18 protein-coding genes are annotated in these 21218 nt (G+C 73.7%); 10 read left to right on the top strand and 8 right to left on the bottom strand.

Annotated features, from left to right (window positions below; all coding sequences use genetic code 11):
- Window positions 1–4 precede the first annotated feature (4 nt).
- The gene (locus IE247_RS22340; RefSeq protein ID WP_190125017.1) at window positions 5–1396 is read left to right on the top strand and encodes an ABC transporter substrate-binding protein; all 1392 of its coding nucleotides are present in this window, start codon (window positions 5–7) and stop codon (window positions 1394–1396) included.
- 189 nt (window positions 1397–1585) lie between these two features.
- On the opposite strand, the gene IE247_RS22335 is transcribed toward IE247_RS22340, so the two are convergent.
- Both IE247_RS22335 and IE247_RS22330 read right to left on the bottom strand, forming a co-directional pair.
- Window positions 1586–3121: a hypothetical protein gene (locus IE247_RS22335; protein WP_229869274.1), complete on the bottom strand. Its 1536-nt coding sequence runs from the start codon at window positions 3119–3121 to the stop codon at window positions 1586–1588.
- A gap of 152 nt (window positions 3122–3273) precedes the next feature.
- Entirely contained in the window at window positions 3274–4656 is a 1383-nt protein-coding gene (locus tag IE247_RS22330; protein WP_190124997.1) for an NsdA family TPR-like regulatory protein, read from the bottom strand.
- Window positions 4657–5044: 388 nt separating this feature from the next.
- On the opposite strand from IE247_RS22330, the gene IE247_RS22325 reads away from it, so the two are divergent.
- The 4 genes from IE247_RS22325 to IE247_RS22310 all read left to right on the top strand — a co-directional run bounded on the left by IE247_RS22325 (window position 5045) and on the right by IE247_RS22310 (window position 9113).
- On the top strand, window positions 5045–5722 hold the full coding sequence (locus IE247_RS22325; RefSeq protein ID WP_190124996.1) for a bifunctional DNA primase/polymerase: 678 nt from the start codon (window positions 5045–5047) through the stop codon (window positions 5720–5722).
- A gap of 85 nt (window positions 5723–5807) precedes the next feature.
- Complete coding sequence (locus tag IE247_RS22320; RefSeq protein ID WP_190124995.1) at window positions 5808–6650, top strand: ABC transporter ATP-binding protein; 843 nt, start codon at window positions 5808–5810, stop codon at window positions 6648–6650.
- The gene (locus IE247_RS22315) at window positions 6647–8299 is read left to right on the top strand and encodes a transporter (RefSeq protein WP_190124994.1); all 1653 of its coding nucleotides are present in this window, start codon (window positions 6647–6649) and stop codon (window positions 8297–8299) included. The genes IE247_RS22320 and IE247_RS22315 overlap by 4 nt, the downstream gene beginning before the upstream one ends.
- Window positions 8300–8597: 298 nt before the next feature.
- Window positions 8598–9113: a subtilase-type protease inhibitor gene (locus IE247_RS22310; RefSeq protein WP_190124993.1), complete on the top strand. Its 516-nt coding sequence runs from the start codon at window positions 8598–8600 to the stop codon at window positions 9111–9113.
- 108 nt (window positions 9114–9221) lie between these two features.
- Here IE247_RS22310 and IE247_RS22305 read toward each other — a convergent pair whose 3' ends face one another.
- Entirely contained in the window at window positions 9222–10199 is a 978-nt protein-coding gene (locus IE247_RS22305) for an alpha/beta fold hydrolase (RefSeq protein ID WP_190124992.1), read from the bottom strand.
- A 1008-nt stretch (window positions 10200–11207) separates the two neighbouring features.
- On the bottom strand, window positions 11208–11900 hold the full coding sequence (locus tag IE247_RS22300) for an iron-dependent transcriptional repressor DtxR (protein ID WP_190124991.1): 693 nt from the start codon (window positions 11898–11900) through the stop codon (window positions 11208–11210).
- Window positions 11901–12155: 255 nt separating this feature from the next.
- Between IE247_RS22300 and IE247_RS22295 the strand changes: the two genes are divergently transcribed.
- A complete protein-coding gene (locus IE247_RS22295) occupies window positions 12156–12911 on the top strand; it encodes an SIS domain-containing protein (RefSeq protein WP_190124990.1) in 756 nt (251 codons plus the stop codon).
- 133 nt (window positions 12912–13044) lie between these two features.
- Here IE247_RS22295 and IE247_RS22290 read toward each other — a convergent pair whose 3' ends face one another.
- From IE247_RS22290 to IE247_RS22275, 4 genes are all read right to left on the bottom strand, one after another.
- Entirely contained in the window at window positions 13045–14442 is a 1398-nt protein-coding gene (locus IE247_RS22290) for a PAS domain-containing protein (protein WP_190124989.1), read from the bottom strand.
- A gap of 456 nt (window positions 14443–14898) precedes the next feature.
- Window positions 14899–15606: a pyridoxamine 5'-phosphate oxidase gene (pdxH, locus tag IE247_RS22285; RefSeq protein WP_190124988.1), complete on the bottom strand. Its 708-nt coding sequence runs from the start codon at window positions 15604–15606 to the stop codon at window positions 14899–14901.
- Between the two features lie 66 nt (window positions 15607–15672).
- Window positions 15673–17292 carry an AMP-binding protein gene (locus IE247_RS22280; RefSeq protein WP_190124987.1) on the bottom strand — a complete coding sequence of 540 codons (1620 nt, stop codon included), beginning with the start codon at window positions 17290–17292 and terminating at the stop codon, window positions 15673–15675.
- Between the two features lie 152 nt (window positions 17293–17444).
- Complete coding sequence (locus tag IE247_RS22275; RefSeq protein ID WP_229869273.1) at window positions 17445–18467, bottom strand: EamA family transporter; 1023 nt, start codon at window positions 18465–18467, stop codon at window positions 17445–17447.
- Window positions 18468–18586: 119 nt separating this feature from the next.
- Between IE247_RS22275 and IE247_RS22270 the strand changes: the two genes are divergently transcribed.
- The 4 genes from IE247_RS22270 to IE247_RS22255 all read left to right on the top strand — a co-directional run bounded on the left by IE247_RS22270 (window position 18587) and on the right by IE247_RS22255 (window position 21149).
- The gene (locus tag IE247_RS22270; protein WP_229869272.1) at window positions 18587–19438 is read left to right on the top strand and encodes a LysR family transcriptional regulator; all 852 of its coding nucleotides are present in this window, start codon (window positions 18587–18589) and stop codon (window positions 19436–19438) included.
- A gap of 56 nt (window positions 19439–19494) precedes the next feature.
- Entirely contained in the window at window positions 19495–19857 is a 363-nt protein-coding gene (locus tag IE247_RS22265; protein ID WP_190124985.1) for a hypothetical protein, read from the top strand.
- Window positions 19854–20522 carry a nucleotidyl transferase AbiEii/AbiGii toxin family protein gene (locus IE247_RS22260; RefSeq protein WP_190124984.1) on the top strand — a complete coding sequence of 223 codons (669 nt, stop codon included), beginning with the start codon at window positions 19854–19856 and terminating at the stop codon, window positions 20520–20522. Before IE247_RS22265 ends, IE247_RS22260 begins: the two co-directional genes overlap by 4 nt.
- Window positions 20523–20699: 177 nt before the next feature.
- Entirely contained in the window at window positions 20700–21149 is a 450-nt protein-coding gene (locus IE247_RS22255; protein ID WP_190124983.1) for a hypothetical protein, read from the top strand.
- Window positions 21150–21218 lie beyond the last annotated feature (69 nt).

Here is a 21218-nt window from a genome sequence, read left to right as displayed (position 1 = left end):
GCCCATGACCCGTAGGCGCCGCTCCCCCCCCCCCGGCCCCGGGGGCCCCCACTCCACCCCGCCCGGGCCGCCCGCCGCCACGGCCCGGACGCCCGCCGCCACGGCAGCGGCGGCAGCCACCGCCGGGGTGCTGCTGATCACCGGCTGCGGGGTGGTGCCGGGCGGCGGCTCCGGCGGCTCCGGGGAGCCCGTGACGGTGCTGACCTTCGCGCCCGAGAAGACCGGGGCGACCAATATGCCCGGGATGAACGCCATGGCCGACACGTACGCCCGCTGGGTGAACGCGCGGGGCGGCGTCGGCGGGCACCGGCTGCGGGTCGTCACCTGCAACGAGCGGAACACCGCACAGGGGGCCTCGGCCTGCGCCCGGCGGGCGGTGGAGGAGGGGGCGGTCGCGGTCGTCGGCTCGTACAGCCAGCACGGGGACGCCTTCCTGCCGACGCTGGAGGCGGCCGGGATCCCCTTCATCGGCGGGTTCGGCATCTCGGACGAGGAGTTCAGCAGCTATCTGTCCTTCCCCGTCAACGGCGGTCAGCCCGCCCTTCTCGCCGGGCACGGGCTCCAGCTCGCCGGCGTCTGCGACCGGGTCGCGCTGGTACGGCCGGACTCCGCCGCCGGGGACCAGCTGCCCGAGCTGCTGAACGCGGGGCTCGCGGCGGCCGGGAACAGCACCGCCGACGTGCTCGCCCGCGAGGACGCCACCGACTACACCGGGGTCGCCTCCCGGGCCCGTACCGAGGCGGGCACGGCCTCCGGGGACGCGGGCCCCGGTTCCGGTCCCGATCCCGGTCCCGGCTCCGGTTCCGGGGAGGAGCCCCGGCCGGGGTGCGTCACCGCCGCGCTCGGCGAACGCACCGAGACCTTCTTCGACTCCTTCCGGCGGCTGCCCGAGGACGGATCCCGGGTACGGGTCTCCTCGGTCATCGGCAGCGTCGGCCAGTCCCTGATCGACCGCACCGGCGGTCGCGGCGGGCCCCTCGAAGGCGCGTTCATCACCGGCTGGTACCCCGCCGCCGGGGACAGCCGCTGGGCGGAGATGAGACAGGTGATCGCCGACCACGCCTTCGCCGACAACCGCGTCGACCCGGCCGACGCGGGCGTGCAGACCACCTGGATCGCGTACACCGTCCTCGCCTCGGTCATCGAGTCCCTCGACACCGACGAGATCACCTCGCGGAAAATCACCCAGGCCCTCGACGAGGGCGTACGGGTGACCACCGGCGGGCTCACCCCCGAACTGCGCTGGGAGCACGAGGACATGCTCGGCATCCCCGACTTCCCCCGGATCGTGAACCCGAGGGTGACCTTCCAGGTGGTGCGGGAGGGGCGGCTGGTGGCGCAGCGCGAGGACTCCGTGGACGTCACCGAGACGCTCTCGGGCTCCGTCGCGGACTGACCGCCGCCCCGGCCGGGGCCCCGGGAGGCCGTACGCCCCCGGGGAGCCCGTGGGACGGCCCCGGGACCCCGGCCCGGGCCCAGAGGGCGGTGACGGCCCCGGGAGGGCTTCCCTGGGCGCGTACCGCGACACCGCGCGTGCCGCGACACCCTGAAGGGGACCCTCCCGTACGGAGGAGAGCCGCGAGCCTCAGAGCTGGTGGCTGCCGCGCCTGGGGAGGCCGTGGGCGGCGGCGATCGGGTTCCAGAGGGCGGCGGCCTCCTGTTTGGCCTCGGTGGCCTCGCCGCTGGCGCTGTTGCCCTCGGCGGCCCGGGATGTGTTGCGGGCCTTGCCGTTCTTGCAGCCCTTCTTCCGGCCGGTCTGGTCGGCCCAGGCCGCGTAGTGGTCGTCCGCCGAGGCGGAGGCCTGCCACGCCTCGGTGAGCGACTCGGCGAGGTCCTCGCTCTCGGGGAGCTCGCCGATGTCCAGGCCGCCCAGCCGGGTCACCAGGCTCCGGCGCTGCTCGGCGGCCGCGCGCAGATCGGCGGCGGCCTGTCCGAGGTTCTTGCACTGACGGATGTTCGCCACCGAGCGGATCACCGCCGCCCGGCTGTCGTTGCTGTCCGCGAGAAGCAGATCGAGCGCCTTGGCCTGCGTCTTCACCGGGTCCTCGGCGGGCGGTGCGGTGCTCGTGGACGGCGCGGCGGAGGGGGCGGTGCTGGGCGGGGCGGAGGCCGTCGCCGGGTCCGCCGCCGAGGCCGGGTCCTTCTCGCCGTCGTCCCCGCCGAACATCAGCGCGCCGACGCCCAGGCCGAGCACCGCGCAGCCGACCACGACGGCCGCGACGACCGGGGCCCCCATGCGCCGGCGCGGGGCGGCGGTGCGCCGCTGCGCCCTGCGGTGCGAGCCTTCGCCCGCGCCCCGGGGCTGCGGAGTCCGCGGCGGAGGCGTCCCCAGGGGCCGCGGGGGCGGGAACTGCTGCTGCGGGACCGGCTGCGGGGCCCCCTCCCCCGTACGGAAGAGATTGTCGAACTCGGCGGGCGGCGGCCGGTCGCCGGGGGCTCCGGGCCTGATGCCGTACGGCGCGCCCGGGGGCGGCGGCGGGACCGGCGGCGTGTCCCGCCGGCGGTGGGCGCCGAGGTACGCGGTGGACTCGGCCGGGCTCTCGGGAGGCAGCGCCCCCGGCCCGACGGGCGGGATCACCTGGGTGGCGTCCACCGGCTCGGCCCCGACCGGCGGGATCACCTGGGTCGCGTCCACGGGACCGGCCCCGACGGGCGGGATCACCTGCGTCGCGTCGGACGGGCCCAGGCCGAACGGCGACGGCGCCGGGTGGCCGGGCGGCTCGCCGGGCAGCGGGCCCGCTCCGACGGGCGGAATGATCTGGGTGGCGTCGGACGGTCCCGGCCCCACGGGCGGGATCACCTGCGTGGCGTCCGACGGGCCCTGGCCGAACGGCTGGGCCGGGGGCAGCGGCTGGGACCGTACGCCGTACCAGTCGTCCGGGGACTGAGGCGGCTGCGGCGGCGGCTGCGGACCGGCCGGAGCGGCCGGGTACGGGGTCCCGTCCTGCCAGGACTGCCCGGGCGGCGGGCCCCACTGCTGAGGGGGCTCGGGAGGCCGCTGCCCCCACTGCTGTCCGTCCGCCGGGCCGGGCCGCTCGCCCGCGCCCCGGGGCGCCCAGGGGCCGGCCGTCTCGGGGGGCAGCTCGCCGCCCCGATCGTCACCCTGTCCGCTGTGCGTCACGAGGACTCCTCCGTATGAGCGTGCGGGACCGTCGGTTCACGCTACCGGCTGCCCGGAGTCCCGCCGCACACCCACCGTGGAGCCTGTCGGACATGCCTCCTCAAGTCGCTTCCCGGGAACGGTGTGTGACCGTCCTCACTCAAGACCCGGGCTCAGGCCGCCTGGAGCTCCACCCGCGCCCCGAACTCCCGGACCGCCGGTTCGTCCGCGTACGGCTCCAGGCGCTGCTGGAAGTCCTCCAGATACTCCGCGCCCCGGCTGGAGCGCAGCCGGGAGAGCAGATCCAGCGCGCGGCCGCCCGTGTGGCACGCCTGTTCCACCTCGCGCTGCTGCACCTGGGCGGTGGCCAGGACGACGAGACCGATCGCCCGCCGGCGCGCCCGGGTCTCCGGGTGGCCGTCCAGCGCCTCGGCCGCGTGGTGCGCGGCGGCCTCGGGACGGGCCAGGTCCCGGTAGCAGTGGGCGAGTTCGTCGGCGAGATAGGCGCGGTCGAAGTGGGAGATCCAGGACGGGTCGTCGCCCGACTCGGGCTCCGCCCGCTCCAGTGAGGCGATCGCCTTCCCCGCCACGGTGTGGCAGGTGCGGGAGTCCCCCAGCAGGGCGTGTCCGCGCGCCTCGGCGGCGAGGAACATCGCCTCGGCGCGCGGGGTGACATGGCCGCGCGCGCCCTCCTGCGCGGCGCGCGCCAGTTGGGCGATCTCCCGGGGGTTGCCCAGTTGGGCGGCGAGATGGCTCATGGAGGCGGCCAGCACATAGCCGCCGTAGCCGCGGTCGCCCGCCGCCTGGGCGAGGCGCAGGGCCTGGATGTAGTAGCGCTGGGCGAGTCCGGGCTGTCCGGTGTCGACGGCCATGTATCCCGCCAGCTCGGTCAGCCGGGCGACCGCCGCGAAGAGTTCGCGGCCGACGGACTCCCGGTAGGAACCGGAGAGCAGGCCGGAGACCACGGAGTTGAGGTAGTGCACGACGACCGGGCGGACATGCCCGCTGCCGAAGCGGTGGTCCAGCTCGGTCAGCGCGGCCGTCATCGACCGCACCGCCTCCACGTCGCAGGCGCCGACCCGGGAGCCGGCCGAACGCGCCACCTGGCTGTCCGCGCCGGTGATCAGCCAGTCGCGGCTGGGTTCGACCAGCGCGGAGGCCGCGACCGAGGTGCCGGAGAGGAAGTCGCGGCGGCCGACGTCGCTGCGCCACAACTCGCAGACCTGCTCGATCGCTCCGAGCACGGTCGGGGAGAACTGGAGCCCCACGCCGGACGCGAGGTTCTTGCCGTTGGCCATGCCGGTCTCGTCGATCGTGACCGTACGGCCGAGCTTGCGGCCCAGCGCCTCGGCGATGATGCCGGGCGCGCGCCCGCGCGGCTGCTGTCCGCGCAGCCACCGCGCCACCGATGTCTTGTCGTACCGCAGGTCCAACCCGCGTTCCGCGCCGACCATGTTGACGCGGCGGGCGAGCCCGGCGTTGGAACACCCGGCTTCCTGAATGAGCGCCTGCAACCGTTCGTTCGGCTGTCGGGCGACGAGAGGCCTGGCTGCCATGAAAACCTCCTGAGGCCGCGGTGATCCGCTCAGGGATCGATGCCCGGCTGATATACGGAGAATGCAGAATTGACGGACTTGGTCTGGTTTTTCCACTAGAGCTGCCCACGATGCTTCCGGGCGCTGCCGGAATCCGACCGCGAACAGACGCGAACGGACCGTCAGAACCCTCCCCCTGGGCCTCCGGAACCGGACGGACGGCCGACCCGCGCCGCCGCCCGGAACAGACGACATCCCGCCCCCCTTGTACACGTAGCTACCCGCCCCCGAGGTCCGTCTCCACGCGCGCCCCCGTCCGTGCATCCATGCGCCCCATATGCGGGATCATGAGCGCGGGGCGGGCCGTAGGGTGCCCGTAACTCAAGGTGATGGTGGGAGTTGACTGGTCGTGGAAGAGACCATTGGAGTGAGAGAAGCCGCGGAGATCCCCCAGCAGAGGGGCGAACAGCTGCTGGATCACGCGGTGCGGTACGCGGAGGAGCGGCACTGGGACGTATTTCCGGGGACCTGGCTGGAGGCGGCCGACGGCAGGGAGCACTGCTCGTGCGGCGACACCTCCTGCGAGACACCGGGCGCGCACGCGGTGAATTCCGACTGGGCGAGCCAGGCGACGGGCAGCGCGACCGCCGTCCGCCGGATGTGGGGGAAGGACCCCAGGGCCTCGATCCTGCTGCCGACGGGGCGCGCCTTCGACGTTCTCGACCTGCCCGAGTCCTCGGGCTTCCTGGCACTGGCCAGGCTGGAGCGGATGGAGCTGCCGCTGGGGCCGGTGGCCTGCACCCCGGACCGGCGGATGCTGTTCTTCGTGCTGCCGGGTGCGGTGGCCAAGGCGCCGGATCTGATCCGGGGTCTCGGCTGGGCCCCCAGCTCGCTGGATCTGATCGCGCGGGGCGAGGGGCACTACGTACCGGCCCCGCCGACCCGGGTCGGCGGCCGGGGCGCGGTGCAGTGGGCGCGCAGGCCCACCAACGCCAACCGGTGGCTGCCGGACGCCGAGGAGCTGATCAGCCCGCTGGCGTACGCGTGCGGACGGGACGCCGTCGCGGCCCGCACCCGGAACGCTTAGGAGACGCCTACATAAGGTGGACCTGGTACTGACGCGTACATATCCAGTACGCGCATGACATAGGGGACACCGAAAGGCGGGCACCATGCCGGATATCCGGGCGACAGGGACCGGGGGCACAGACGCGGGCGGGGCGCCGGTCGCGCCGCCCGCTGTTCGGGTGGAGGGTCTGTGGAAGCGGTTCGGCGAGCAGATCGCCGTGTCCGGCATCGACCTGACCCTGCCCGCGGGCAGGTTCATCGGCCTGGTGGGCCCCAACGGCGCGGGCAAGACGACGACCCTCTCGATGGTGACCGGCCTGCTCCGCCCCGACCAGGGACGGGTGGAGGTCGCCGGGCACGATGTGTGGCGGGACCCGGTGGCGGTCAAGTCCCGGATCGGTGTGCTGCCGGAAGGGCTGCGCCTCTTCGAGCGCCTCTCCGGCCGTGAGCTGCTCGCCTACACCGGGCGGCTGCGCGGGCTGCCGGGCGCGGAGGTCGACAAGCGGGCCGATCAGCTCCTGGGCGTACTGGATCTGACGGGATCTCAGAACAAGCTGGTCGTGGACTACTCCACGGGCATGCGCAAGAAGATCGGGCTGGCGGCGGCGCTGCTGCACAACCCGGAGGTCCTCTTCCTGGACGAGCCGTTCGAGGGCGTCGACCCGGTCTCCGCCCAGACGATCCGGGGGGTGCTGGAGCGCTACACCTCCTCGGGCGCGACGGTGGTCTTCTCCAGCCATGTGATGGAGCTGGTGGAGTCGCTGTGCGACTGGGTCGCGGTGATGGCCGGCGGCCGGATCCGGGCGCAGGGTCCGCTCGCGGACGTACGCGGCGACGCGCCGTCGCTCCAGAGCGCCTTCCTGGAGCTGGTCGGGGCGACCGGCCGGGACACCGCCCACGAGGCGCTGGACTGGCTCGGCGGCGGCAGCGCGGGCGGTGCGCGTTGAGCGCCCCGGCCGCCGCGAGTGCCGCGAGTGCCGCGGGCACCGGTGTCGGGCCCGGCACCGGGGAGCTGGCGAGGATCTTCGTACGGCTGAAGCTGTCACTGCTCCGCAACGGGCTGCGCCAGTCCTCCGCGCGCACCGCCGTCTTCGTCCTCTCGCTCGTCTTCACCGTCCTCTTCGCGGCGGGCCTGCTGATCGGGCTGATCGTGCTGCGCGGCGGCGACGGCGCGGCGACCCTCACCGTCCTGCTGACGGGGCTGCTGGCGCTCGCCTGGGCCGTGATGCCGCTCTTCGCCCCCGGCGGCGACGAGACGCTCGACTCGACCCGGCTGGTGATGCTGCCGCTGCGTCCGCGCCCGCTGGTCGCCGCGCTGCTGGTCTCCTCGCTGGTGGGCATAGGACCGCTCTTCGCGCTCTGCCTGGTGGTCGGATCGGCGCTCGCGCTCGCGCACGGCGCGGCGGCCGTGATCGTCTCGCTGCTCGCCGTGCCGCTGGCGCTGCTGATCTGTGTGGCGCTGGCGCGGGCCGTCGCCGCGGCCAACGTCCGGCTGCTGACCTCGCGCAAGGGCCGCGATCTGGCGCTGCTGAGCGGGCTGCTGGTCGCCCTCGGCTTCCAGCTGGTGAACTTCGGCGTGCAGCGGCTCGGCGAGGCGGGCGGGCTCTCCGCGCTGGAGCCCGCCGCACGGATCGTGGCCTGGCTGCCGCCCGCCTCCGCGATCGGCTCGATCGACTCCGTGAGCGAGGGCCGCTACGGCGCGGCTCTGGCGCAGCTGGCGCTGTCGGCGCTCGCGCTGGGCGCGCTGCTGTGGTCCTGGCAGCGGAATCTGACGAAGCTGATGACCTCCCCCGACGGTTCGACGCTGGGCGCGGCCCAGGAGTCGGCCACCGGCGGGGAGTCGTCCGGCACGCTGTCGCGGCTGCTGCCCGAGGGCCGCACCGGCGCGGTGATGCTGCGCGGTCTGCGGTACGCCTGGCGGGACCCGAAGACCAAGGCGTCCTGGGTCACCGGGCTGGCGATCGGTCTGCTGGTGCCGCTGTTCAGCGCCGCGCAGGGGACCGGCTCGGTCTATCTCGCCTGCTTCGCGACGGGCATGCTCGGCATGCTGATGTACAACCAGTTCGGGCAGGACACCTCGGCGTTCTGGATGGTCGCGCAGACGATCTCGACGACGCGTGAGGCGTACGAGGAGCTGCGGGCGCGGGCGCTGGCGCTGCTGGTGATCACCCTCCCGTACACCGTGGTGACGACGGCGGTGACGGCGGCCGTGCTGGGCGACTGGGGGACGCTGCCCTCGGCGCTCGGGGTGTCGTTCGCGGCGCTGGGTGTGTTCCTGGGCACGGGGGCGGTGGCCTCGGCCCGGCTGGCGTACTCGATCCCGCAGGACAGCGGGTACAAGAGCGTCGCGCCCGGGCAGGCGGCACTGGCCTGGATGTCGCTCTTCGGCGGGATGGTCGCCGCCCTGGTGCTCTCCCTGCCGGTGATCGTGCCGACGGTCTGGCTGCATCTGTCGGGCGACCGGGGGACGCTGTGGCTGATCCTGCCCGCCGGGGCGCTGTACGGGCTGCTGATCGGCTGGGCCGGGCTGCGGGTCGCCGCGCCGGTGACGGCGAAGCGGCTGCCGGAGATTCTGGCGGCCGTCAGCAAGGGGTGAGGGGTGGTCCGCCGCCTTCGGCGAGGGTGTTTTCCCGTCGAAGCGGGGTGGCGAAGAAACGTACCGCCTGAGCGTTTTCGCAGCTCAGGCGGTTCTTTCTGAGCGGACCACTCAAGATTGTCCATATGCCGGACGCCTTGCGGAGGCGTCCGGCACCCGTCGCGAGCTGCCCAAACGAACATTCGGTCACCCCCGCCGGGACCCCTGCGGCCGGAAAGACGCGATCGAGGTGCGTTCACTGTCCGCGTACGCGAGACTCCCGAGCGCAATCACCCTCAGAAGCGAAGGAGCTTCACCGATGCGTTCTGTTCGCAGCACGATCGCCGTCACCGCCGCGCTGGTGCTCAGCGCGACCGCCGCGGTCTCGGCACAGGCCGCTCAGACCCGGTCCGAGCCGGTGCGGCCGGTCGTGGCGCACACCCTGGCGGCCCCTGCCGCCGCCGGGCCCTTCGAGGGCGCGGCGGCCGGGCGGACGGCCCGGCTGTACGCGCCCTCCGCGCTCGTCCTCAGCGTCGGCAAGGGCGCCGACCCGATGAGCACGGCCGTGGAGCGCGCGGTCACCCTCAGCTGTACGCCGCGCGCCCACGGCACCCACCCCTCGCCCGCCGCCGCCTGCGGCGAACTGCGCTCGGTGGACGGCGACATCGCGGCGCTGCCGACGGCGCTGCCGCAGACGCTGTGCACGCGTGAGTACGACCCGGTCACGGTGACGGCGGACGGAGTGTGGCAGGGCGAGCGGTTCGCGTGGTCGGCGACGTACAACAACGGCTGCGAGATGGGCGCGTACCTGCCCGGGGCGCTGTTCTCCTTCTGACCCGCACAGCCCGCGGCTCTTCGGCCCCCGGGTCTTCCGACGGCACGCCAAGGCCGCTCCGGCCGTCCTCCGCACGGGACGGCCGGTGTCCGGGCCGGCCCGGGGCGCTCAGCCCGGCCCGGACGCTCGCACCCCGTCGCCCTCGGGGGCGCGGTCCCGGTCGTGGTCGCGGTCGCGGCAGTGGGCGTCGAGGAACGGTTCGATCGCCGCGTACCAGGCCGCCGGGCGCTCGTAGTGGACCAGATGGCCGCCCTCGGCCACCTCCGCGTACCGCCCCCGGGGGAGCACCCGGACCATCTCCTGGGCCTCGGCGCGGCCCAGCTGGCCGTCCGGCCCCCGGACGACCAGGGCGGGGCAGGTGACCTGGGCCAGCTGGTCCCAGTGGGCGTCGTGGGCCCAGGCGGCGCGGGCGGCGAGGAGCTGTTCGCGGGAGAAGACCGGACGCCAGCCCTCCGCCCCTTCGGCCATCATCTCCGCGAAGAACTCGCCGCGCGCGGGGCTGGGGCGCTCCAGCCAGGGGTCCGCCTCGCCGAACCAGCGGCGGGCCTCGGCGAGCGAGGCGAACGGCAGCGGCCAGGAGCGGAACCAGTCCGCCCATTCCCGCTGGGAGGCCGCGCCGTGGGCAGCCGCCCGCATGTCGCAGACGATCAGCGCCCGGACCAGATCGGGGCGGGCGGCGGCGAGCTGCCAGGCGGTGAGCGCGCCCGCCGCGTGGCCCACCAGGGTCACCGGGGCGAGGTCCAGCCGCTCGATCACCGCCACCGCGTCGGCGAGGTGCGCCTCGCGGGTGAAGGGGCCCTCGGCGGGCTTGCCGCTGTCGCCGTGGCCCCGCTGGTCGAGCGCGACCACCCGGTGCCCCTCGGCCAGCAGCCGAGCCGCCGGGGCCCAGTGCGAGGCCCGGCCCATCAGGCCGTGCAGCAGTAAGACGCCAGGCGCGGAGTCGGGCTCCGCGCTCTCCCCGGAGCCCTCCCCGGGGCCTTGGGCACACTCCCCGCCGGGCTCCTGGCCCCCCTCCGGCGATCTGGTGAACTCCCAGGCGGCCAGGTGTACGCCGCCGGCTCCGATCACGTCGATGCGGCGCACCATGTGCCCGGCACCCCCTTCTCTTCCCCGGTCGTCCGTCCGGCCGGACCCCTCCCCGCCGGACTCCTTCAGTTTATCGAACCAACGTTCGAAGATACGGCTTCGAGAGGCAACACCCCTCGTTCGAGTGACCCCTCACCAGGCATGACTCCCGTCGACGGGGGGAGACCTTCTGCGGGAGACGGGCCGCTCGGGGAAGACGGTCCGTGGGGATTGACCCTGGGAGCTCGGGGCTCCGGGTCAGCGCAGGGGAGGGCAGGCCCCGGCGTCCTTGGGCGCCGGGGCACTCCCGTGTCGGAGTGCCTTCCGGCCCGGGGCGGTGACCGCCCCCGGGAAGCACGGATGCACGGCGCACCGGCGGAGCCGGGCGCGCTGGGGCGTACGACGGGCGAGTCACCCTGATCCCTCCCCGGCCGTATGTCATATGCCTCGGCGACAGCCTTGCACGCGAGGGGCCCGCAGGGCTTCCCCCGGGGCCGAAAACGGTGCCGCTGGGGCCGGTGATATCCGGTGATACGGGGGCCCTGGCGCACGGCCCGCGGGTGCGGCCGTCACGGCCCGGGGACCCGCCCCCGGTGGCGGCTCCGCCCCTCGGGCGCGGCCCGCGCCGAGCGCCCCGGGCGGCGGCGGCCCTCCCGGCCGCTCCCCCCGGCACCTGGCCTGAAGACCACCTGTCCGCGCCGCCCCGAAGACGGCGAAGGCCCTGCCGCGCGCCCCGGGGGCTGGTGCTGCGACCGGAAAGGTTCACCGGCCTGCGACGCCCTGCACGGCACCTCGCCACGTTGTCGGACCACGCAAGTACGTCCAGTACGAACCGTGGACCTCCGCCTGGGGGCACCACCCGCACCGGAGGCCGCGGGGGAGATGCACCGCACCGGACGCCGCAGGCCCACGGCAAACCTTTCCGGTCGCAGCACCAGGTCTTCCCGGCCGGGCGCACGGGAGGGCCCCGGCACGGCCCGGGGGTGAGCCCGGGCCCTTCCTCACTGGTGGTTCACTGACAGGCGTGGCTCAGCGCTTGGCCACGAAGACGTGGGAGGCGACATCCGCCTCCAGCTCCGCGGCCTCCCCGCTGCTGCCCACCAGCACCCCGCCGGGCGACTCGGTCACGCTGACCACCGAGCCGGGCTGCACACCCGCGCGCCGCAGGGTGTACATCAGCTGGGCGTCCGTCTGGATCGGCTCGCCGATCCTGCGGACGATCACCGTCTTGCCGTCCACCCCGGGGTCAAGATCGGCCAGCGAGACCATGGAGTCGTCCAGGAAAGGATCGGCCTCCGCCTTCTCGCCCAGCTCCTCCAGGCCCGGGATCGGGTTGCCGTAGGGCGATTCGGTGGGGTGGCGCAGCAGCTCCAGCACCCGGCGCTCCACCGCCTCGCTCATCACATGCTCCCAGCGGCAGGCCTCCGCGTGGACCTGCTCCCACTCCAGGCCGATCACATCGACGAGGAGGCACTCGGCGAGGCGGTGCTTGCGCATCACGCGCGTCGCCAGCTTCCTGCCCTCGTCGGTCAGCTCCAGGTGGCGGTCCCCCGCGACCGTCACCAAGCCGTCCCGCTCCATGCGGGCCACGGTCTGACTGACCGTGGGCCCGCTCTGGTCGAGCCGCTCCGCGATACGGGCGCGCATGGGAACCACACCTTCCTCTTCCAGTTCGAGGATGGTGCGGAGATACATCTCCGTGGTGTCGATCAGTCCGGACATACGTGCCCCTCGATGAAATCGTGCGCTGCGGCCCCGGAGTCAATTCTTACGCATCCCGCCGACAACCGTGCCGCGCCGGGAGAAGCCGCCGGGCAGAGCCGTTGTGGAGACTGTAGGGACAGTATTGACAGGGCAATGGTCCAGACCGCAACGTGATCGGCGGCACGGGTATTCCCCGGCGCGCTCCATGTTCCACATGTCCCGGGTACGCGCGCCCGCATTCCGCGTCCCCGCACCTCCGGAGAGGGCTCAATGATGAGCGAGAGCAAGCTGGCCGGTCAGTTCTTCGACGCGGCCATCGGTCTGCTGGAACGCGTGCGCGACGAGGAGGCGGAGAGCGTCGCGGCCGCCGGCGCGGTCATCGCTGACACCGTCGTCGCGGGCGGCAGACTCTTCGCCTTCGGAGCCGGGCACTCCTCGCTCGCCGCCCAGGACGTCGTCTACCGGGCCGGCGGGCTCGCCCTGATGAATCTGCTCGCCGTCCCCGGCGTGGTCGGCGTCGACGTCATGCCCGCCACCCTGGGATCCGCGCTGGAGCGGGTCGACGGGCTGGCGGCGGCCGTGCTCGACACCAGTCCGCTGCGGGCGGGCGACACCCTTGTGATCATCTCGCTCTCCGGGCGGAACGCGCTCCCCGTCGAGATGGCGATGAACGCCCGGGCGCTCGGCATCAAGGTCATCGGGGTGACCTCGGTGGCGTACGCCGAGCAGACCAGGTCCCGGCACGTCTCCGGCGGCTTCCTCAGGGACCACTGCGACGTCGTCCTCGACTCCAAGATCGCTGTCGGGGACGCGGAGCTGACCCACGAGGGCATCGAGGCCCCCTTCGCCCCGGCCTCGACCGTAGTCACCAGCGCCCTGATGCAGGCGACCCTGGCGGCGGCGGCCGAGCTGCTGGTGGCGCGCGGCTTCGAGCCGCCGATGCTGCGCTCGGGGAATGTGGACGGCGGTCACGAGTGGAACGGCCGTGTGATGCGGGAGTACGGCGACCGGATCTTCTACCGGCGCTGACCCGGGGGGCCCGGCCCGGGAGCCGCGCACCCGCGCCGTCGCCCGTGCACCCCGTACCCACCTCATGCGCGGACCGCGCAGCCGCCCCGGACGCCGACCGGCCCCGGGGCGGCTCCGCGTCCGGGCGGCCCGGTCAGCTCGGGGTGCGGCCCGCGAGGTCCAGGGCGAGCGCCGCCATGGCCGACATGCTCTCCGCGTACACCGCGTCCGCGCGCTCGAAGACCGGGCGGGTGCTGCCGCGCAGGAAGGTCACGACGCCCAGGGTGCGGCCCCGGCTGCGCAGGACCGTGCAGAGGGCGTGGCTCATGCCGGCCGGCCACTGGCGCTCCTTGCACCAGCTCGCCGACGCGGCTCCCGCCGTGCCCGTGCCCGTACCGGTGACGGTCGCCGGAGCGGACACGGCGGCGGCGGGCGCGCTGGCGCGGACCGAGCCGATGCGCTCGGCCGCCTGGAGCGCGGGGTGGCCGCTCGGATAGCGGACCGGGATGCCGCCGCCCGCGACCGGCAGACAGGGGCCCGGCGCGCCGCTCGCCGGGGTCGCCGCCGCGCGGACGAGCCGGCCCCGGTCGCCCGGCTCCACGACATCGACCAGCACATGGTCGGCGAAGCCCGCCAGCGCGAAGTCGAGATAGGCGGTGGTGGCCTCCAGCGGGTCCTCGCACTCCCCCGCCGCCCGGGCCGCCCGGTGCAGCTGGCTGGCGCGGAACCGCAGCCGGTCCGCCTCCTGCTCGGCGAGCTTCGCGGCCGTGACGTCCTGGAACACCCAGCCCACCCCCAGTGGCACGGGCTCCTCCGCCAGCGGGGACGCCAGCCGCAGAAAGCCGCTGCGCCAGCAGCGCCGCCGCCCCGGCTCGGGCCCGCCCGCCAGGGTCACCCACATCTCGCCCACGCCGCGCGGCTCCCCCTCCGCCAGGACATGCTGAAGCGCCGCCTCCAGCTCCTCCACGCCCTGGACCACCAGCTCGCCCAGCGGTCTGCCGAGCTGGACCGGACGGCCCGTGCCCAGCGCCTCGGCCGCGTAGACGTTGACGACGGTCGGCCGCAGATCGACATCGACCAGGACCAGTCCCCAGGACGTGTCGTCGAAGAGGGCCTCGCTCAGCGCGATCGACCGCTCCAGCCCGATCTGCGTATGCACCTCGTTGAACGCGCAGTACAGCCCGGCCCGCTCACCGGTCGCGCCGAGCACCGGCGCGGACTGGGTACGGACCAGCACCCGCCCGCCGTCCTTGCGCAGCAGCGCGAACTCATTGACCGTGCGCCCCGGCGCGTCCATGGCGGCTGTCAACCGGGCCTCCACATCGGCGGCGTCGCCGGAGCGGACCGCCCAGCCGGTGAACCCGCGCCGCCCGACGGCCTCCTGGGCCGACCAGCCGAGGACGCGTTCGGCCTCCCGGTTCCAGTGGGTGATCGTGCCGTCCGCGCCGAAGGCGCAGAGCGCCGCGTCCATCCCGTCCAGCAGGGCGGCCAGCAGCTCCGCCCCCGCGCCCGCCGTCGCCGTCAGCGTCGGTTCACTCTTCGAAGCACTCATCGCGGCCCCCTGTCACCTCACATTCAACTCGAACGTGACCCACGACACACCAGCTTCCGGCTATTCGTTGTCCGTCGGACGCCGTCAGAACGGCTCATTTAATTCGGTTGAGCCCTCCCGGGGGCGCTTCTAAGGTGTGGAGCACACGACGAAAGGAGGTGATCCGGAAGTGGTTTCTTTTCGGATGCGTGAGGTGACTGCGGGCTAGAGGCCTGCTGTCGCACTCTGTGCAGTGGCAGGTTTTCTGCCGCACTCCAATGCAGTCACCCGACCCGTGGGCCGCCGGTGGTCCGACCGGCTTCCTCCGTCCCGTACGGAGGAAACAGGCCCACGGGTCGTTCCGCATTGTCTTTCCCGGGGGATACCCGGGCGCTTAGCCGGGGGGCTTGCCCAGGGGCTTACCCAGGCGCATAGCGGGGCGCATTCAGGGCGCGCCGGGGAGCTTTCGGAGCGCTTTCAGGGCGCGAGCCGCTCAATTCGCCACTTCCCGCCCTCCCGGACGTACCGCAGCCGGTCGTGCAGCCGATTCTCGTGCCCCTGCCAGAACTCCACCGTCTCCGGCACCACCCGGAAGCCGCCCCACTCCGGCGGCGCGGGCACCGGCTCCCCCTCCGGGTAGCGCGCGGCCAGCTCCTCGTACCGCTCGATCAGCTCCTGTCTGGAGCCGATCACCGAGGACTGCTCGCTGGCCCACGCGCCGAGCCGGGACCCGTGCGGACGGCTGCGGAAGTACGCGACCGTCTCGTCCCTGCCGACCCTCGCGGCCGTCCCGGTCACCACGACCTGACGGGCGATCGGATGCCAGGGGAAGAGCAGCGCGACCCGCGGGTTCGCCGCGATCTCCCGGCCCTTGCGGGAGCCGTAGTTGGTGTAGAAGACAAAGCCCTCCGCGTCGTGCCGCTTCAGCAGCACCGTGCGCGAGGACGGCCGTCCCTCGGGGGTCGCGGTCGACACCACCATGGCGTTCGGCTCGCTCAGCCCGGCCGCGACGGCCTGGCCGAACCAGCGGGCGAACTGATCCATCGGGGCGGCGGCCAGCTCCTCCTCCAGCAGCGGGGTGGAGCGGTAGCGCTCCCGCATCACGGCGGGATCCGGCACGGGTACGGGATCCGGCACGGGATCCGGCACGGCGTTCTGGGCGGCGGAGTCAGTCACGACCGTCATCCTGCCCCAGCGGCCACGCACCGGCCCCCGGCGGGGGCCCTGGGCGGGGGGCCCTGGGTCAGTGGCTCACCCTGGCTCCTCCCGCTCCCTCAGCTGACGCCGGAGGATCTTCCCCGAGGCGGCGCGCGGCACCCCCGCGACGAACGACACCCGGCGGATCCTCTTGTACGGGGCGACCCGCTCCGCCACGAACGCCATCACCTCGTCCTCCGTCAGCCTCGCGGCCCCCGGCCGCCGTACGACATACGCCTTGGGGATCTCCGAGCCGTCCTGGTCCGGTACCCCGACCACCGCGGCGTCGGCGATGCGGTCGTGGGTCAGCAGCAGCGCCTCCAGTTCGGCGGGCGCGACCTGGTACCCCTTGTACTTGATCAGCTCCTTGACCCGGTCGACCACATACAGCCAGCCGTCCGCGTCCATCCGTCCGACGTCCCCGGTGCGCAGCCAGCCGTCCTCGTCGATCATGTCGGCGGTGGCTTCGGCCAGGCCGAGATAGCCCTTCATCACCTGCGGCCCCCGGATCGCGATCTCGCCCTCCTCGCCGGGCCCGACCGTCCCCGCCCTCTTCCCGCCTCCGTCCAGCGGCAGCAGCCGCAGCTCCGTCGACGGGAGCAGCCTGCCGACGGTGCCCGGCGGCCCGGGCGGACCGGCCGGCGGTACGACATGGGTGGCGGGCGAGAGTTCCGTCATGCCGTACGCCTGTCCCATCGGCGGCAGCCCCAGCCGTTCGGAGCAGACGGCCGCCAGCGCGGCGTCCAGCGGCGCGGCCGCGCTGATGGCGTACTCCAGCGAGGAGAGGTCGTACCGCGCCACCGCCGGGTGCCTGGCCAGCGCGAGGACGATCGGCGGGGCCACGAACAGGGCGGTGACGCGGTGCCTCTCGATCGTGCCGAGGAAGGACTCGATCTCGAAGCGGGAGAGCACGACGACGGTCGCGCCCTTGCGGAGCGGGGCGTTCATCAGCGCCGTGAGGCCGTAAATGTGAAAAAACGGCAGTACGGCGAGGATCCGGTCGCCGGGGCCCATCGGCAGCGGGACCTCCAGCTGCGCCAGATTGGTGGCGATGGAGCGGTGGGTGAGCATGACGCCCTTGGGCACGCCGGTGGTGCCGGAGGAGTACGGCAGCACCGCGACGTCCTCGTCCGGGTCGATGGCGACGACGGGCTCGGGCCCGGCCGACTCGGCCATGTCCAGCACGCTCGCATGCCCCTCCGCCCGGTCGCAGACGAAGATCTCCTCGATCCCCGGGGCCAGCTCTGCGGCCCTGCGCGCGGTCTCCAGCAGCGGCGCGACGGTGACGATCCAGCGCGCGCCCGCGCCCCTGAGCTGGGTGGCGAACTCCTCCGCCGTCGCGAGCGGATGCACGGTGGTGACCGAGGCCCCGGCGCGGGTGGCCCCGTAGAAGACGCCGGGGTAGGCGATGGAGTTGGGGCTGTGCAGCGCCAGCACATCCCCCTTGCGCAGCCCGGCGCGGGCGAGCCCGGCGGCGATCCCCCGGTGGGCGCTGTCGAGCTGTGCGTAACTGACGGTGGCGCCCGTCGCCGCGTCGATCAGGGCGGTGGCCTCGCCGTGCTCGGCGGCGGCCCGGCCGAGCACCGCCTCGTGGATGGGCAGGGCGACCGGCCGGGCCTCGGGGTAATGGCTGCGGAAGACGTGCTCGTGGAAGACGTGCTCGTGATCGACCATCGGAGCCCCCTCTGCGCTGAGTGGACGGCCAGAATCGCGGCTGACGGCCCGGCTTGGGGAGCCCCGGGAAGCGATGAGATGGGGCGGGGCGGCCCGGGGTCGTGGCTCCAGGGGCGGGCGGTACGCCAGGGGCGCCCGGTCCGGCGGGGGTTCTACCGCCCGTTCTCCACGGGCTCCGGTTTCACGGGCTCCGGTTTCACAGGCTCCGGCGTCCGGCGCCGGGTCTGGGTCCGTACCGCTCCCATGCTCGCCGCGATGACCAGCGCGATCGCCAGCGCGTCCGTGAGCGAGAGCGCCTGGCTCAGTACGAGGAAGCCCGCCGCCGCCGCTATCGCGGGCTCCAGACTCATCAGCACGGCGAAGGTGGGCGACGCCATCCGGCGCAGGGCGAGCAGCTCCAGCGTGTACGGGAGCACGGACGACATCAGCGCCACCCCGAGCCCCAGCACCAGGATCGACGGATCGATCAGCTTGGTCCCGGACTCGGCGATCCCCAGCGGCAGACTGATCACCGCGCCCACGCCCATCGCCAGCGCCAGCCCGTCGGCCTGCGGGAACCTGCGTCCGGTACGGGCGCTGAAGACGATGTACGCGGCCCACATCGCGCCCGCCGCCAGCGCGAACAGCGCGCCCACCGGGTCGAGCCGGTCGAAGCCCCCGCCGCTGAGGAGGAGGACGCCGACGAGGGCGAGCCCCGCCCAGACCAGATTCACCAGCCGCCGGGAGACGATCACCGAGAGGGCCAGCGGGCCGAGCACCTCCAGGGTGACGGCCGCGCCGAGCGGGATCCGGTCGGCGGCCTGGTAGAAGAGGATGTTCATGGCGGCCATCGCCGCGCCGAAGGCGACCACCGTGCCCCAGTCGGCGCGCGAGTGCCCGCGCAGCCTGGGGCGGCAGATCACGAGCAGTACGACGGCCGCCAGCACCAGCCGCAGCGTGACGACGCCGAGCGCGCCCGCGCGCGGCATCAGCAGCACCGCCACCGCCGCGCCGAACTGCACCGAGAGCCCCCCGGCGACCACCAGCCCGACCGGCCCGAGGCTCCATCTGCCGCTTCTGCCGCCCCTGCCGCTCCTGCCGCTCCTGCCCGCCTCCGCCGGTCCGTCCGCCCCGGCGAGCGCGGCGGCGGCCCCGGGTTCGGCGACCCCCGCGACAGGACTGCGCACCTCGTCCACCGACTGCTCCCTTCGTGGAAAACCCCGTACGACCCGTACGGCTCGTACGAGCCCTTCACGCTACGGGGCCCCGCGCGGCGCGTGAAATGCCGACTGGGCTGCGGTTATGCTCCGGGCGCATGAGTATCGAGCTGCGGCACCTCCGCGCCTTCCTCGCCATCGCCGAGGAGTCGAGCGTGACGAGGGCCGCGCACCGGCTGCATCTGACGCAGCCCGCCGTCTCCCGGGCGCTGGCCGCCCTGGAGCGACAGGTGGGCACCCGGCTGGTGGACCGCTCCACCCACCATCTCGCCCTCACCGCCGAGGGCCGGATCTTCCGCGACAAGGCGGCCGCCGCCGTCGCCGCCTTCGACGAGGCCCTCGACTCCGCCCGCCTCCGCCGCCGGCCACTGCGGCTCGGCCACGCCTGGTCCGCCCTCGGCCCCTACACCACCCCGCTGCTCCGCCGCTGGGAGCAGGAGCACCCGGACACCCCGCTGGAGCTGCTGCGCATCGACGACCGCACCGCCGGTCTCGCCCGGGGCGAGGTGGACGCCGCCGTGCTGCGCGGCCCGGTCGACGCCCCCGGGCTCGTGACCGAGCTGCTCTTCCTCGAACCCCGCGTCGCCGCCATCACCTCCGACGGCCCCCTCGCCGCCCTCCCCCACCTCACCCTCACCGACCTCGCCTCCGGCCCGGTCCTGGTCAACGAGGTCTCCGGCGTCACCACCCTCGACCTCTGGCCCACCGACACCCGCCCGCCCTCCCACCTCACCGTCACCAACACCGACGACTGGCTCACCGCCATCGCCGCCGGCCGCGGCGCGGGCGTCTCCGTCGCCTCCACCGCCCAAATGCACCCCCACCCCGGCGTCACCTACCGCCCCCTCCCCGACGCACCCCCCGTCCCCGTCCTCCTCGCCCACCGCACCCACCCCAACCACCCGGCCCTGCCGGACCTGATCGCCCTGGCGCGCGAACTGACCCGGTAGGTACTCCCGGTCGCTCATGGCCCCGCCGCGCAGCACGGCAGGCCATAATCGGAGGCATGGTCCAGGCACCCTTTCCTCAGCCGCCGCCCCCCGCCGAGGTGCTGCGTGCCCGCTATGCCGGACGGCTGCCGGCCCGCCTGGACGACCTCACCGGCCCCGCACACGGCCCGGTCGACCTTCCGCTCCACGTCGTCTGGTCAGGTCTGCGGTCGTTCGACCTCGACCGCCCCCGGTCCCGGATGAGTCTCTACCGCACGGTCCTCGCCGAAGGCCAACGAGACGACCTCACCGCCTTCCTCAACCGCGACCTCCTGATCAGCCAGTGGCCCGTCTTGCGCACCCTGATCAGCCGTACGGTCCGGGACGTCTGGGAAACCGCCTTCCCCGACCTCACCCCCGGCACCTCGGCCGCCGCGTGAACCTCACCGCCCTGCACCGCAGGCTCCTCGCCGACGTGCTCACCATCGGCACCCCTTACCCGCTCGTGGTCACCGGCGGCTACGCAGTCCAAGCCCACGGCCTGGTCGAACGCCTCAGCCAGGACCTCGACGTCGCCACCGAGAACCCCGCCCCCATGGCAGACATCACCCGTACCGTCGTCGAAGGACTCACCACCCGGGGCTGGCACGTCCGCCTCATCGGAGCTGATCCGCTCTCCGGACGCCTCATCGCCACCGACCCCGCCACGAACGAGGAATGCGAGGTCGACATCCTCAAAGAAGCCTTCTGGGCACCCCCGACCTCCACCGCGATCGGCCCGGTCCTCTCCCTCGACGACGTCATCGGCACCAAAGTCCGGGCATTGGCCGACCGGGGCGCCGTCCGCGACCTCATCGACGTCCACGCCGCCTCCCGCCATCGCACCACCGCAGACCTCGAAAGCCTCGGCCGTCGCCACGCCCGCATCGAGTTCGATCTCCATGACCTGCATGACCGCCTCAACGGTGCCGATTGGTACGAAGACGAGGAGTTCGCCGCCTACGGCCTCACCCCCGGCCAAACCGCCGACCTGCGCACATGGGCACTGGCCTGGGCAACAGACCTCGACACCCGCCTCCACCAGGACGACCACCACGACGGGTGAGAGAGCAGCCCGAAAGCCGTCTCCCAGGACAGGACGACGGCCGCTGCCGGACCTGATCGCCCTGACACGCGAACTGACCGGGTAGGCAGGCCGGTTCGGTGGCGTCGAGGACCGTGCCGCCCGGCATACTGCCGTGATCCGGTCCGGGACGGACCATCACTTGGGGGGGACGGGGACATGGGAAGAGCGCGCGGAACCCGAAGAATCTCGCGGGCGGACGTCAGGTTTCTCGGGGCGGGCTGGCTCGTGGGCTTCGTCGGGGCCTCCTGCATCGGCCTCGCGGTCGTGGGAGTCCTCGATCTGGGCATGGTCGCGACGGCGAAGGGCGGCACCCTCTCCGACGGTCCGGGCAGCGGCTGGTACACGGCCGCCGGCTGGATCGGAGGGATCTGGACGCTGTTCCTCTGCATGGGCGTCTACGGCCTCGCGAAGGCGCGCGAGCCCCTTCGCCCGGACGAACTGCTGGCGGCCCTGACCCCCATGCCCGCCGCCGCGGTGATGAGCGTGCTCGTGCTGCGCCAGGTCGACGAGTCGGGTCGGCACCAAGGCAGCGCCTGGATCTTCATCGCCGTCGGCCTGGCGATCCCCGCCCTGCTGTGGCTGCTGAACCACTCGAAGCGGCGCTGACATCCGGCCCCGTCGCTGAACATGCGAGCCGACCCGACAGAGCCCTGCGGGCCCAGCTCTGTTCAGCCG

This window comes from Streptomyces inusitatus (assembly GCF_014651115.1).
Taxonomy (GTDB): Bacteria; Actinomycetota; Actinomycetes; order Streptomycetales; family Streptomycetaceae; genus Streptomyces; species Streptomyces amakusaensis.
This window is presented reverse-complemented; position numbering and strand designations above follow the sequence as displayed.

Bases quoted from the DNA above. Each gene is read 5' to 3' on its own strand.
- IE247_RS22340 (WP_190125017.1), top strand. From the start codon at position 5: ATGACCCGTAGGCGCCGCTCCCCCCCCCCCGGCCCCGGGGGCCCCCAC.
- IE247_RS22320 (WP_190124995.1), top strand. From the start codon at position 5,808: ATGCCGGATATCCGGGCGACAGGGACCGGGGGCACAGACGCGGGCGGG.
- IE247_RS22290 (WP_190124989.1), bottom strand. From the start codon at position 14,442: ATGAGTGCTTCGAAGAGTGAACCGACGCTGACGGCGACGGCGGGCGCG.
- IE247_RS22265 (WP_190124985.1), top strand. From the start codon at position 19,495: ATGGTCCAGGCACCCTTTCCTCAGCCGCCGCCCCCCGCCGAGGTGCTG.
- IE247_RS22295 (WP_190124990.1), top strand. From the start codon at position 12,156: ATGAGCGAGAGCAAGCTGGCCGGTCAGTTCTTCGACGCGGCCATCGGT.
- IE247_RS22310 (WP_190124993.1), top strand. From the start codon at position 8,598: ATGCGTTCTGTTCGCAGCACGATCGCCGTCACCGCCGCGCTGGTGCTC.
- IE247_RS22305 (WP_190124992.1), bottom strand. From the start codon at position 10,199: ATGGTGCGCCGCATCGACGTGATCGGAGCCGGCGGCGTACACCTGGCC.
- IE247_RS22280 (WP_190124987.1), bottom strand. From the start codon at position 17,292: ATGGTCGATCACGAGCACGTCTTCCACGAGCACGTCTTCCGCAGCCAT.
- IE247_RS22330 (WP_190124997.1), bottom strand. From the start codon at position 4,656: ATGGCAGCCAGGCCTCTCGTCGCCCGACAGCCGAACGAACGGTTGCAG.
- IE247_RS22300 (WP_190124991.1), bottom strand. From the start codon at position 11,900: ATGTCCGGACTGATCGACACCACGGAGATGTATCTCCGCACCATCCTC.
- pdxH (WP_190124988.1), bottom strand. From the start codon at position 15,606: ATGACGGTCGTGACTGACTCCGCCGCCCAGAACGCCGTGCCGGATCCC.
- IE247_RS22255 (WP_190124983.1), top strand. From the start codon at position 20,700: ATGGGAAGAGCGCGCGGAACCCGAAGAATCTCGCGGGCGGACGTCAGG.
- IE247_RS22270 (WP_229869272.1), top strand. From the start codon at position 18,587: ATGAGTATCGAGCTGCGGCACCTCCGCGCCTTCCTCGCCATCGCCGAG.